We start from the raw sequence: 13,139 nt of genomic DNA, 5'->3' as shown, positions 1-13,139 counted from the left end.
GGGCTTGCTCATGCGCGACTCTTAACCCACCGGATTCTCAGGGTGAATCAGGATTGGCCAAGTTCTGCAACAATGCCAATCCGCCGGGTCAACGAGCTAATACAACAATCGGTTTTGCTTGGCATCTGATTTCAGGTCAGCAGCTGAGCACATTGCTCCGGCGCACGCAGGGACGCGGAGCATCGCTGTCTTCCATCTGAACCACTGGGGCAACAACTGGAGAGGGTGGCTCTGACGGCGCAACAGCGGGCGGAGGCAGCAGGGCAACCTCATCGACGTCGATATCCTGCCCCATCAGATGGGCCTTTGCCACGCTAAGACCCCGCAAGGCCTGAAACGCGACATCCAGCGGAGAGGTGACTTCGGCCTCAGGGTCAGGGACGTCGCCTGCGGCTGCCATCCGCCGGGCTTGCTCCGGACCACCGAGACGCCACTGCAGCGTCCGCAGATAGGCGTCTGGTGCGTAGTCGCCAAACGATTTCCCCACCGCCTTGGCCTGCATGTCGTAATCGACCCCGACCATCACCAATCCACACAGGAGAATGAAGGAATAGAACCGAAACAATCCATGAAGTCGCCTGATGATAAACATGCTTTCCCTTACCGGCCTGCTTGCCAGCTCCAACCCCCATCTTCCGCGCCAGAATGACGGAAAGATGGGGCAGAAATTTGACAGCAGACGGTAAAGTCGCGGGCGCCGTCAGGCGTCGGTCAGGATCTTGCCGGGATTGAGGATATTATCGGGATCCATCGCTGCTTTCACCGCCGCCATGAACCGGGTCGTCTCGCCCAGCTCGCGCCGCAGGTAGGGTCGTTTGCCCTGCCCGATGCCATGCTCACCGGTACAGGTGCCCTCCATCGAGATCGCCAGATCGTTGAGCCAGCCGACATATTCATCGGCCTTGGCGCGCTCTTCGGCGTTTTCCATGTCGATCAGCAGCAGCGCGTGGAAGTTGCCGTCGCCCACATGCCCCACCATCGGTGCGATCAATCCCAACTCTTCGGCCTTGGCGCGGGCGGTGCAGACGCATTCCGCCAGCCGCGAGATCGGCACGCAGACATCGGTGGAAATCCCCTTGGCGCCGGGGCGCAGGTTCAGGCAGGCCCAGTACATGTCGTGGCGCGCCTGCCAGAGCTTGTTGCGTTCCTCGGCGGTGGAGGTGGCGGCGATGTCGAAACCGCCAAACTCCTCGGCGATCTGGGCAAAGGTATCGGCCTGCTCCACCACGCCCGCATCGGAGCCGTGGAATTCCAGCAGCAGCAGCGGTCCCTCCGGCAGGTCGAGGCCCGAATGTTGGTTGGCGGCGCGCACGCTCATCTCGTCGAGCATCTCGATGCGGGCGACAGGGATGCCATACTGGATTACCATCATCACCGCGCGACAGGCATCATCTACGGTGTGGAAAGAACAGCGCGCCGAGCGGATCGCCTCCGGTATGCCCTGCAGCCGCAGGGTGATCTCGGTGATCAGCCCCAGGGTGCCCTCGGAGCCCACCAGCAGCCGCGTCATGTCATAGCCAGCGGAGGATTTCCTCGCCCGCGACGCGGTGCGGATCACCGTGCCATCGGCCATCACCGCCTCGAGACTGAGGACATTGTCCTTCATGGTGCCATAGCGCACCGCGTTGGTGCCGGAGGCCCGGGTGGCGACCATGCCGCCGAGCGAGGCATTGGCGCCGGGGTCGATCGGGAAGAACAGCCCCTGGTCGCGCAGATAGGTGTTGAGCTGTTCGCGGGTGACACCGGGCTGGACCACCACGTCGAGGTCTTCGGCATGCACCGCACGGATCTGGTCCATCCGCATCATGTCGACACAGATGCCCCCGGCAGGCGCGTTGACATGGCCCTCCAGCGAGGTGCCGGTGCCAAAGGCAATGACCGGCACGCCAAATTCGGCGCAAGTGGTCACGATCTGAGAGACCTCATCCGTCGAGGTGGGAAAAACCACGGCGTCCGGGGCCTGATTCTCAATCCAGGTGGTGGTGTGGCCGTGTTGTTCGCGCAGGGCCTGCCCGGTCTGCAACCGGTCGCCGAACCGGGCGGATAGCGCCTCAACCGCGGCTTTGATGCCGCCCTCGTTGCGGGGCAAAGTGGTGGCCTGAACCATGCGTGATGTCCTCCCAGAACTGTCTTTCCGTCCTTGGCTCGCCCAAACGCTTGCCTTGTTAACGGTCACTTGGGCGCAAGACTATGTCGACAGCGCGCGCGCCACAAGACCGACGCGCACTGCCACATCGACAATGAGAGGATCTCGCTGCATGCGCGCGCATATTCACGCAAAGAGGAAGGGACGCCAGTGGTACGGCGTCCCTTCAGTTTTCCAATCGCTTACACGTTCCGGGCAACGGGCGTTGACGGAGGCACCCCTACCCAGCAGGCGCGTGCCGCTATTGACCCAAGGCGATGCCTTCGCGTCGCGGGTCTGCCGCTCCTTCGAGACCATCGGTGGTGATCTCGATCGCATGCAGACCGGAGTTCAGATCCCGCAGGTTGACCTCATAGCCCATCGCGGTCAGCGCGTCCCCAAGCACCTCAGCCTCGGTGCCCTCCTCGAGATCATAGGTACCAAAGCGATTCACCGCATGGGGCAGCGACACGGCTTCCTGCACAGTCATCCCCCAGTCCGCCCAGGCAACGATTGCAGTGGCCACATATCCGATGATGCGGCTGCCACCGGGCGATCCGATCGCCAGCACCGGCTTGCCATCCTGCATGACGATGGTTGGTGCCATCGAGGAGCGCGGGCGCTTGCCCGGTTCCAGCCGGTTGGCGATGGGCACGCCATCGCTGTGACTGCGGAAGGAGAAATCCGTCAACTCATTGTTCAGCAAAAAGCCGTTTGTCATCAGCCGGGAGCCAAAGCCGTTCTCGATCGTCGTCGTCATCGACAGCACATTGCCATATTGGTCGACGATGGAAATATGCGAGGTCGAGGGGAACTCGATGCTTTCGTCATCGGCCCAGTTCAGCGCGTGATCAAAGGCCGGATGACCCGGTGCCACGCCTTCCAGCGCCTTATCGCCCTCCAGCAGCTTTGCGCGCTTGGCCAGATAGTCGTCAGCCACCAGCCCTTTGGTTGGCATCGGGACATAGTCGCTGTCGGCCATGTAGCGGCCACGATCCGCAAAGGCGAGCCGCGAGGCATCCCCGATCAGGCGCCAGCTTTCAGGGTTCTCCGCGCCCAGCGCCGCCAGATCATACTGCCCCAACATGCCAAGGATCTGCCCCACGGTCAGCGCCCCGGAGGACGGCGGCCCCATGCCACAGGCCTCAAACGCGCGATAGCTGGCGCAGACTGCAGGGCGTTCCTTGACCTGATAGAGCGCCAGGTCGACCTCGGACAGCACCCCGGGATTGCCTGCCGCGTTCTGTACCGTGCGCACGATATCTGCCGCGACGGGGCCAGTGTAGAAGGCGCTTGTGCCCTCGAACGCCATTGCACGCAGCACATCGGCATAGGGCTGGTTGGTGATCACCGTGCCAGCCTCCAGCGGCTCGCCCTCTGGCAGGAAATAGTCGGCGGTTGCCGGAAAACGGCCAAGCCGCTCGGCATCATTGGCGATGGAGCCCGCCATGCGCGGCGAGACGGCAAACCCCAACTCGGCAAGTCGGATGGCATCGGTGAACAACCCGCCCCAATTGGCCTTGCCCCATTTGCGATGCGCCGCTTCCAGCAATGCCGGCGTGCCCGGCGTGCCGACAGAACGTCCACCGACCACCGCATCGTAGAACCCCAAGGGTTCACCGTTTTGATCCTGAAACAGGCGTGGCGTGGCCGCTAAGGGCGCGGTTTCACGCCCGTCCAGCGTGCTCAGCGCACCTGTTGAGGCATCATAATAGACAAGAAATGCGCCGCCCCCCAATCCCGAGGACTGCGGCTCCACCAGCCCGAGCACGGTTTGCACTGCAACCATGGCATCCGCTGCGGTTCCCCCATCCCGCAGGACGCGCGCCCCGGCTTCGACCGCAAGCGGGTTGGCGGCGGCGACCATCCAGTCGTCTGCCAGCACAACCTCTCCCGCATTCCGGGCCGCCAAGGATGCGGACGCAACATCCGACAGGGCCAAACCGGCAAATTCGGCGCCGATGGTGCCGGCTTCTGGCGCCACGGCATCCGCTGCCTGCTGCGCAGACGCGGCACTTGCCAGGGCCAATATGGCCCCGGTCCAGAAATATGTTCTCATCTTATCCTCCCACTGCCCGCAAACCGGGCTTAAAGCATGGAGGGCACCACCTGATCTGGTGGGCGATGCCCGTCTTCAAATGTCTTGATGTTCAACAGAACCTTTTCGCCCATCTCGATCCGCCCTTCGAGGGTCGCAGACCCCATATGGGGCAGCAGCACGACATTGGGCAGCTCGCGCAGACGTGGGTTGATGGTGGTGCCGTGCTCATAGACGTCGAGGCCACAGCCCGCGATCTCACCCGCGCGCAGGCCCCGCGTCAGGGCGTTCTCGTCGATCACCTCCCCGCGCGAGGTGTTGACGATCACCGTGTCGGGTTTCAACAGCTTCAGCCGTCGCGCGTTCATTAGATGAAAAGTGGAGGGCGTCGAGGGGCAATGGATCGAGATCACATCCATCCGGGCCACCATCTGATCGAGGCTTTCCCACCAGGTGGCTTCCAGATCCTCTTCAACCTCGGGGCGCAGGCGTCGGCGGTTGTTGTAGTGGATCTGCATCCCGAAGGCGCGCGCACGACGCGCCACCGCCTGACCGATGCGGCCCATGCCGAGAATGCCGAGACGCCGCCCCGCCAGCCGCCCGCCGAGCATCGCGGTGGGGGACCAGCCCTCCCAATCGCCCTTCTGCATGATGGCGAGACCTTCGGGGATGCGGCGCACCACGGCCATGATCAGCGCCATGGTCATGTCGGCGGTGTCATCGGTCAGCACGCCGGGCGTGTTGGAGACCAGAATGCCGCGCTGCCGGGCGGTGGCGACATCAATGTTGTCCACCCCTGCCCCATAATTGGCGATCAGCCGCAGCTGCCCGCCCGCCTGCCCCAGAAGGGCGGCGTCGATGGTGTCGGTGACCGTGGGCACCAGCACATCGGCCTCTTTCATCGCTGCGGCCAGCTCGGCGCGGCTCATCGGGGTGTCGTCGCTGCGCAACCGCACATCGAACAATTCGCTCAGGCGGGTTTCCACCGGCTCTGGCAAGCGTCGCGTAACAACAACACTCAGGCGTTCTCTGGGCACGTGCCTACTCCCTCGGCTATGCAAGTCGTTCTGTTCCATGGCATCGTGGAGCAAGATAATTGCGGGCACAAGCACCCTTCCGCCCGCGCTTGCGTTGCGGTATGTGATGCTGCAGGATCAGCGGGCTCTGAGGACATAAAAACAAGGCGCCCGGGACAATGATGGGCATCGAGGCCGTGCAGAAAACCAATCGAACACAGAGACGCGGACGGGCCTCCAGTGCCGGAGGCCTGACACTGCGTGGGCTGAGCGCAGTCTTGCTTGTCGCAATCGCGATGGCGGGTGATATCGGTGTGGCCGCACAGGAAGCCACCGTCCAGAAACGCGGGCCAGTGACCAACCTGCCACTGCCGCGCTTTGTGTCCATGAAGGCCGCAGAGGGCAATGTGCGGCGCGGACCTTCCCTGACGCACCGGATCGACTGGGTGTTCAAACGGCGCAGCATGCCGCTGGAGATCATCGCCGAATACGGACACTGGCGCCGGGTGCGCGACCGGGATGGCGCCGGTGGCTGGGTCCACTACGCCTTGCTGTCTGGCATTCGCACGGTTCTGGTCGAAGAAGACATGCTGCGCGTCCGCGCCCGTCCCGAGGAAAACGCGCCGGTCATGGCGGCGTTTGAGCTGGGTGTTGTGGCGCAACTGGGAGCCTGCGAGCCGAAATGGTGCGAGATTTCTGCCGGTGGCCATAGCGGCTGGGCGCTCAAGGATAAGCTCTGGGGCGTAGGCCCCGATGAGCTGCGCGAATGACCCCGCGCAAATCAGTGCGCCGTTCAGTTCCCGGTAACCGCCCCTAGCGCCCTGCCGCTGGGCCCTTTGTCGGAGGGAGGTCGGACCACCGGTGCGAGATAGCGCCGGATCAGCTGGCAGCGATGCGCGAACACTTTTTCGTCCGTGTAAGGCGCTGCATCCGCCAGCGCATTCTGCATCAGCCGGGCAAGACCCTCGCGTTTGGTGCTGAGATCCGCCAGCACGGCGGCCAGCGCCGCCGCATCGCCCCGTGGCACCAAGACCCCGCCGCCATGATCCGCGACCAGGTCCTGCGCATAAGCCCCCTCGTAGCCAATGATCGGAGTTGCCCCGGTCAGCGCCTCGATCAGGCATCGCGGCGACTCGGCCGTCTTGTGACAAAAGAGGAAAACATCTGCCCGTTGGAGACGCGACCGCACCTCCGCATGATCCTCGACAAAGCCCGGCAGGCGCACCTTGTCGGACAGCCCGGCGCGGCGCACTCGGTCACGCATCATTTGAAGGCAGCTCCCCGCGCCGAGCCATTCAGCCTCAAACGGAATGCCAAACGCAGCCAGACGCTCCAGGACATCGATCCAGTCCTCTGGCCCCTTCATCCCTTCGGCCCGCCCGGCATAGACGATTCGCAGCGGATGCTGTTCAAGTTGCGACAGCTTGGTCTGCAGGGCTGCGGGACTGATGTGTTCAGTGCCGGAAATATGAATGTCGTGAACCAGCTGCGGATTACGACTGAAGGCGGCATAGGCGTCATAGGTTTCGCGACCGTGAAACAGGCCGAGGTCCGCGCGCGAGATCAAAGCGCGCTCCAGCCAGGCCATCGGGCGTCGATAGAGGCGCGATTTCAACTGTTGTTTCCAGCCACCCCATTCGCGTGTCTGGCGCAGCACGTCCGACTCTACCCGGTCCGTCCAGATCGCAAAGGCGCGACGCAGACGCAGGGCTTCGACAGCACAGACCGCGCCCCAGTCGCCAAACAGCCCACCGATGGCAAAGCTGAGATAGTCCGCCTCGGCGATCAGTTTGCGCAGACGACGCCGTTGGCGGGGCAACGCATATAAAAATCGCTGCGCGCCGTATGCGGAGGGCACGGTCACGACGCGCACCTTTGGCAAGGGCTCCAGCGCCTCGGACATCAGCATCCACCCTTGGGGACGCGGCGCGGTTTTCTCTGGCATGACGATGGTGACACGGCCGAAGTGCTCAGACCACAGACGCAGACCGTTGACGGCCTGTCGCTCGATATAAAGCGACGTCCCCTCCCGATAAACCGGGACCGGCGCGTAGATTAACAGATGCCCTGCCGCCGTCGTCCGCGTCATCTTTCTCTCCAAGAGGGCGAGCTTGGAACTGTCACGTTCCCGCCCATCGACAAGTACTACGGTCAATATCCGACTGGAGATTTCCAGGAGGTCTAGCGCGTCCTTCGCCCCACACGCCCGATCCGCATCGATGACACAACGTAACCCAACTCACCTTAACAAAGATTAATCATACCGCAGTTTGAATGCATAGACAAACCGCCCGACCGCCAAAGCCGCCAGATCAGGTGGGGAAATTTATGCATGCCGGGTCAAAACCAGAAAACTCTCGGCAACAAACCCGCGTTTGCGCATCGAGACAATTGCCTTGCGCGGTCCTCTGGTCTAGGAGAGGCGTGTAAACATGATGCATGTCCGGGACCGACCGCTGGTCCGCTGCCCCGGACGGCCCCCAGGTGACGCGGCCCAAGTGCCGCAGAGACGACGACAAAACAACTTCCGTATTCGCAGAAAGGTTGTGGAACATGGCAGAAAACTCAACGCCGGACATTTTGTATACCATCGTAGACGAAGCGCCCGAGCTGGCCTCGGCGTCCTTCCTGCCGATCATCCGCAAGTTTGCGGATGCCGCCGGTGTAACCGTGGGCACCAAGGACATCTCGCTGGCCGCGCGCATTCTCGCGACCTTCCCGGATCACCTCAGCGAAGACCAACGCCAGAGCGATGATCTCGCCGCGCTGGGCGAGTTGGTGAAGACGCTGGATGCCAACGTCATCAAACTGCCGAACATCTCGGCCTCTGAACCCCAGCTGGTCGCCGCAGTCGAAGAACTGCAGGCGCAGGGCTATGCGCTGCCCAATTACCCCTACGAGCCCGCCACCGATGCGGAAAAAGAAGTCCGTGCGCGCTACGATAGCATCAAGGGCTCTGCCGTGAACCCGGTGTTGCGCGAAGGCAATTCCGACCGTCGCGCCGCCAAGCCGGTGAAGACCTACGCCCAGAACAACCCGCATTCGATGGGCAAATGGGTCTCCGACAGCAAAACCAAAGTGTCGTCGATGCCCGGCAATGATTTCTACGCAAACGAGAAATCCGCCACCCTCACCGCCGATCAGGCCGGGGATGCAAAGATTGAGTTTGTCGCCAAAGACGGCACGGTCACCGTGTTGAAAGACGGCTGGCCGCTGGCGGCTGGCACCGTTACGGATGCGACCTTCATGTCCGTCAAGGCGCTCTCCACCTTCCTTGAAGGCGCCATCGAGGACACCAAGTCCGACGGCACCATGTTCTCGCTGCACATGAAGGCCACCATGATGAAGGTCTCCGACCCGATCATCTTTGGCTACGCGGTCAAAGCCTGGCTGAAGCCGGTGTTCGACAAATATGGCGAGGAGCTGAAGGCGCTGGGCGTCAATGCAAACGCTGGCCTCGGCGACCTGCTTGAGCGCGTGAAGGGCAATGCCGAAATCACCGCGGCCATCGAGGCCCTGCGCGCCGAGCGCCCCGAAATGTATATGGTCGACTCTGACCGCGGCATCACCAACCTGCATGTGCCGTCCGATGTGATCATCGACGCCTCCATGCCCGCCGTGATCCGCGCTGGTGGCAAGGGCTGGAACAGCCAGAACGAAAAGGGCGACACCAACTGCGTCATCCCCGACAATTGCTATGCCACCGTCTATGACGAGACCATCAACTACTTCAAAGCCAATGGCGCGCTTGACGTGACCACCGCAGGCTCCGTCGCCAACGTTGGCCTGATGGCGCAGAAAGCCGAGGAATACGGCTCGCACCCGACGACGTTTGAGGCCCCTGCAGACGGCAGCATCCGCATCGTTCTGGCCAATGGCGACACGCTGCATTCACATGATGTAGAGGCCGGAGACATCTGGCGTGCCTGCACCGTGAAGCAGGCTCCGATCGAGAACTGGATCCAGCTGGCGCTGGACCGTCAGCGCCTGACCGGCTCCGAGGCGATCTTCTGGCTTGATGCCAACCGTGCCCATGACGCCGAGCTGATCAAATACGTGCAGCCCGCACTGGAGGCCGCAGGTGTGGCCGACAAGTTCCTGATCCTGGCGCCGCGCGAAGCGACCCGTCAGTCGCTGGACACTATCACCGCGGGCAAGGACAGCATCGCCATCACCGGCAACGTGCTGCGCGACTACCTGACCGACCTGTTCCCGATCCTCGAGCTGGGCACCTCGGCCAAGATGCTGTCGATCGTGAAGCTGATGAACGGTGGCGGCCTGTTCGAGACCGGCGCCGGGGGCTCCGCGCCCAAGCACGTGCAGCAGCTGGTGGAGGAAAACCACCTGCGCTGGGACTCCATGGGCGAGTTCTGCGCGCTGGGTGAAAGCCTGAAGTTCCTCGCCGACCTGAAGGGCAACGCCAAGGCGGGCGTGCTGGGCGCTGCGGCAGAGGTCGCGACCCAAGGCATTCTGGACAATAACAAATCTCCGGACCGCAAAGTCGGCCAGCCTGACAACCGCGACAGCCATTACTGGTTCGCCCGCTACTGGGCCGAAGCGCTCGCAGCACAGGGTGATGACGCCGAGCTGGCAGAGCACTTCAAACCGATTGCCGGTGCGCTGGCAGCCAGCGAAGGCGCGATCCTGTCGGAACTGGCCGCCGCACAGGGCAAGCCGGGCGATATCGGTGGCTACTACCACCCATCGGTCGAGAAGAAGGCCCAAGTGATGCGCCCGTCGGCAACGCTGAACGGCATCATCGGCTAAGCCGGTTTTGAAAACGTCAATAACACGCAACGCCCGGCACAGTCCGGGCGTTGCCTTTTTTAGGCCCGCGGATCAGTCGGCTTGCAAAATACGAATATCGGCCAATCACATGTGTGTCAGACCTTCCATGTAAATCAGCCGTTAGCAATTTTGTCCGAAACTGGGAGCAATCGAAAACACGCAAGGCCTACCACCATGCCCGCCGCATTTTACGGTTTATCCAACCGGATTTACGCCCTCGTGGCGCTTGCACTCATTGCAGCTGCAAGTTTGACTTTCTTCACGCTTAACCACGCATCCGAGGCGGCCTACGACCTCAGGACAGAAGAGCTGCGTCACATCACGGACGTCGGCCTCAGCCATATCGAGGCCTACAGCAATCGCGTAGAAGCTGGAGAAATGACGCTGGAAGAGGCAAAAGATGCCGTCTATCAGATCCTGAACGACCTGCGTTTTGGCGACAATGGCTACATCTACGCCTTCGACAGCGACATCGTCTATTCCGTCCACCCGTTCCGTCCGCAATGGGTCGGCGGTGAAAGCCAACGCAATCTGAAGGATGTGCATGGCAACAAGATTTTCGAGGCGATTCTCGGCAGCATGGATTCTGAGGGACGTTCCGTCTCCACCATCTATTTCGAGAACCCGGCGACCAAAAAGGTCGAACCAAAGCTGACCTATGCGCAGTACTACGAACCTTGGGATTGGTATCTGGGTACCGGTGCCTATGTAAATGACATTGAGGCCGACATCGCACGGATGCGTATGCGCGCTCTGGCCGGGCTTGGCGTGGCTCTGGCGGTCCTGATCGGGGTGTCATTGCTGATCATCCGCAGCATGCTCCCGCCCCTCAATGCGCTCAAGGAGCGTATGGCGACCATGGCCGACGGAGATCTCGAATCCGATGTACCCGGCCTCTCGGACCGCAGTGAAATCGGCCAGATGGCCCATGCGGTTGCCAATTTCCGCGATGGCTTGCAGATGCAAGCCGCATTGGAAGCAGAGGCGCAGCTCAAGGACGAAGAGCGACAGCGCGTGGTTGCGATCCTGAGCCAGCGACTGGCCAAGTTTGCCGAGGGCGATCTGACCGTTCGGGTGGATGACGCCATGCCCGAGGAATTCCGCCAGGTGGCTGAAGACTTCAACGCCACGGTGACACAGATCTCAGATCTGATGCGCAAGCTGGTGATCGGCGTCGAGCGGATCGAGAGCGAGAGTGAAGCCCTCGACAGCTCCTCGCGCGAATTGGGCATGCGCACCGAAACGCAGGCGGCATCGCTCGAGGAAACCTCGGCAGCGCTTACGGAACTCTCAGCGTCGGTCAGGAACTCCGCCGAAGAAAGCCGTGCGGCCTCTGAACGTGTGCAACAGGCCAGCGAGCGCACCGAGCGTGGCGCACAAGTTGTCCGCAAGACGATCGAGGCCATGCGTGGCATCGAGGAAAGCTCTGCCAAGATTTCCAGCATTACGTCGCTGATCGATGATATCTCCTTTCAGACCAGCCTGTTGGCCCTGAATGCAGGGGTCGAGGCCGCACGGGCAGGTGAAGCAGGACGTGGCTTTGCGGTGGTTGCGGGCGAAGTGCGCGCACTGGCCGGCAAGTCATCGGATGCGGCTCGCGAGATTGCAGACCTCATCGGCAATGCCAACCGTGAGGTAGAAACGGGCGTTGCTCTGGCGCGCGACTCCGGCACGGCGCTGGACGAGATCAACGAACATATCAGCGCCATCAACGAAACCGTGAGCGCATTGGCCGAAGCAGCCCGTGAACAGTCGACCGGCCTGTCGGAAATCACCTCGGCAGCCGATCAACTGGACCAGGTTACACAGCAGAACGCCGCAATGTTCGAAGAAACCTCTGCCGCAACCCAGCGCCTGCGCGACGAAGCCAACACACTGGCGCTGAACGCCCGCCAGTTTCAGGTCAGCGAACGCGACGACGACAGCGTGCAACGCCAAGCGTCTTAAACCCGGTCGCGGTCCCATCACACTCGATGAGAACGCGACACCAACCTGACCTTACTGAGCGACCGCCCGTGTCACACATGGGCGGTCGCTTCACGTTTTGGCCTCTGTCGCCTCTCCCGCAGGCGGCCGGCAGGGCTTGACCATTTCCTCGCATGACCTGTCCGGCATGCGGCCGCGGCCCCTGCCAACTCGGCCAACACAGCATTAGGCGGACCTCAGCCCGATGAGCGCGCCGCTTTCTGCGCGGCCACGGTTTTTGCCACCAGATCCTTGTAGAGCGTGCGAATGCGGGCCGTCACCGGACGCGCGCCGTCACCGATCTCCTTACCGTCGATCAGGGCCACCGGCGTCTGCGCGCCAAAGGTACCGGTCAGGAAGGCCTCATCGGCGCCATAGGCCTCATAGAGCGAAAAGTTCTTCTCATGCACAGGGATGTCGTTTGCGCGGCACAGGTCGATCACATTCTGCCGGGTGACCCCGTTCATGCAGTAATCCCCGGTCGAAGTCCAAACCTCGCCCCGCCGCACGATGAAGAAATTGCAGGCATTGGTGGTGTTCACAAACCCATGCGGATCGAGCATCAGCCCCTCGTCCGCCCCCGCCTGTTCGGCCTGCAGGCAGGCGATCACGCAGTTCAGCTTGGAATGGCTGTTGTATTTGGCATCCTGGCTCATCGGCAGGCCACGCACCTGCGGCACGGTCGCAAGGCGGATGCCATGGGCCGAGAGGCTTTCGGCCGGTTTGGAATGTTCCACGATGGCGACCACGGTCGGCCCCCATTTCGACAGGGCCGGATGCTGGAACGGCTTGGCCTTGCGCCCGCGCGTGATCATCAACCGGCAATGGGCATCTCTGGTCATGCCATTGGCCGCCGCGGTCCGGTCGAGGATGTCGCGGATATCCTCTGGCCCCATGTCGGTCTCCAGCGACACCGATTTCAGCGAATTGAACAGCCGGTCCATATGCGCGTCGAAGAACGCCCACTCACCATCATACAGCCGCATCCCCTCCCACATGCCATCGCCCAGCATGAAACCGGAGTCATAGACCGAGACCGTGGCCTCCTCCTTGGGCACGATCTCGCCGTTCACATAGATCTTGATGTGATCGTTGCGCTCATCAGCTTCGGCGTCATGGGTTGAATGGGTGGGGCTCTGGTCCAGTGTCATGCGGGATCTCGTCTGTTGTCTCTTTGCAGGCAGACAGACCATGCGCCCGCCCGGCT

At 62.2% G+C, this 13,139-nt stretch carries 9 protein-coding genes; 3 read left to right on the top strand and 6 right to left on the bottom strand.

Annotation, left to right across the window (positions count from 1 at the left end; translation table 11 throughout):
• Positions 1–136: 136 nt before the first annotated feature.
• From R0J92_RS17655 to R0J92_RS17640, 4 genes are all read right to left on the bottom strand, one after another.
• The gene (locus R0J92_RS17655) at positions 137–565 is read right to left on the bottom strand and encodes a hypothetical protein (RefSeq protein WP_411052582.1); all 429 of its coding nucleotides are present in this window, start codon (positions 563–565) and stop codon (positions 137–139) included.
• A gap of 135 nt (positions 566–700) precedes the next feature.
• Positions 701–2,107, bottom strand: coding sequence for an FAD-binding oxidoreductase (locus tag R0J92_RS17650; protein WP_411052581.1), 1,407 nt, complete (start codon positions 2,105–2,107; stop codon positions 701–703).
• A gap of 280 nt (positions 2,108–2,387) precedes the next feature.
• Positions 2,388–4,184 carry a gamma-glutamyltransferase gene (gene ggt / locus R0J92_RS17645; protein WP_411052580.1) on the bottom strand — a complete coding sequence of 599 codons (1,797 nt, stop codon included), beginning with the start codon at positions 4,182–4,184 and terminating at the stop codon, positions 2,388–2,390.
• Between the two features lie 29 nt (positions 4,185–4,213).
• On the bottom strand, positions 4,214–5,200 hold the full coding sequence (locus R0J92_RS17640) for a 2-hydroxyacid dehydrogenase (RefSeq protein WP_106165103.1): 987 nt from the start codon (positions 5,198–5,200) through the stop codon (positions 4,214–4,216).
• 275 nt (positions 5,201–5,475) lie between these two features.
• On the opposite strand from R0J92_RS17640, the gene R0J92_RS17635 reads away from it, so the two are divergent.
• The gene (locus R0J92_RS17635; RefSeq protein ID WP_243395068.1) at positions 5,476–5,949 is read left to right on the top strand and encodes an SH3 domain-containing protein; all 474 of its coding nucleotides are present in this window, start codon (positions 5,476–5,478) and stop codon (positions 5,947–5,949) included.
• A 23-nt stretch (positions 5,950–5,972) separates the two neighbouring features.
• Here the strand turns inward: R0J92_RS17635 and R0J92_RS17630 are convergent, their stop codons facing one another.
• Positions 5,973–7,268, bottom strand: coding sequence for a glycosyltransferase (locus R0J92_RS17630; RefSeq protein ID WP_411052579.1), 1,296 nt, complete (start codon positions 7,266–7,268; stop codon positions 5,973–5,975).
• A gap of 464 nt (positions 7,269–7,732) precedes the next feature.
• Here R0J92_RS17630 and R0J92_RS17625 point away from each other — a divergent pair, with 464 nt between their 5' ends.
• The gene (locus R0J92_RS17625; protein WP_411052578.1) at positions 7,733–9,946 is read left to right on the top strand and encodes an NADP-dependent isocitrate dehydrogenase; all 2,214 of its coding nucleotides are present in this window, start codon (positions 7,733–7,735) and stop codon (positions 9,944–9,946) included.
• Between the two features lie 195 nt (positions 9,947–10,141).
• Complete coding sequence (locus tag R0J92_RS17620) at positions 10,142–11,914, top strand: methyl-accepting chemotaxis protein (protein ID WP_411052577.1); 1,773 nt, start codon at positions 10,142–10,144, stop codon at positions 11,912–11,914.
• A 215-nt stretch (positions 11,915–12,129) separates the two neighbouring features.
• On the opposite strand, the gene R0J92_RS17615 is transcribed toward R0J92_RS17620, so the two are convergent.
• Positions 12,130–13,083: an aminotransferase class IV gene (locus tag R0J92_RS17615; RefSeq protein ID WP_411052576.1), complete on the bottom strand. Its 954-nt coding sequence runs from the start codon at positions 13,081–13,083 to the stop codon at positions 12,130–12,132.
• Between the last annotated feature and the right edge of the window lie 56 nt (positions 13,084–13,139).

It is taken from the genome of Tritonibacter sp. SIMBA_163 (assembly GCF_046535935.1).
In the GTDB taxonomy this organism is placed as follows: Bacteria; Pseudomonadota; Alphaproteobacteria; order Rhodobacterales; family Rhodobacteraceae; genus Epibacterium; species Epibacterium scottomollicae.
This window is presented reverse-complemented; position numbering and strand designations above follow the sequence as displayed.

Excerpts from the sequence above, each read along its gene's own strand:
- R0J92_RS17650 (WP_411052581.1), bottom strand. The coding sequence starts at position 2,107 with ATGGTTCAGGCCACCACTTTGCCCCGCAACGAGGGCGGCATCAAAGCC.
- ggt (WP_411052580.1), bottom strand. The coding sequence starts at position 4,184 with ATGAGAACATATTTCTGGACCGGGGCCATATTGGCCCTGGCAAGTGCC.
- R0J92_RS17635 (WP_243395068.1), top strand. The coding sequence starts at position 5,476 with ATGGCGGGTGATATCGGTGTGGCCGCACAGGAAGCCACCGTCCAGAAA.
- R0J92_RS17630 (WP_411052579.1), bottom strand. The coding sequence starts at position 7,268 with ATGACGCGGACGACGGCGGCAGGGCATCTGTTAATCTACGCGCCGGTC.
- R0J92_RS17625 (WP_411052578.1), top strand. The coding sequence starts at position 7,733 with ATGGCAGAAAACTCAACGCCGGACATTTTGTATACCATCGTAGACGAA.
- R0J92_RS17620 (WP_411052577.1), top strand. The coding sequence starts at position 10,142 with ATGCCCGCCGCATTTTACGGTTTATCCAACCGGATTTACGCCCTCGTG.
- R0J92_RS17615 (WP_411052576.1), bottom strand. The coding sequence starts at position 13,083 with ATGACACTGGACCAGAGCCCCACCCATTCAACCCATGACGCCGAAGCT.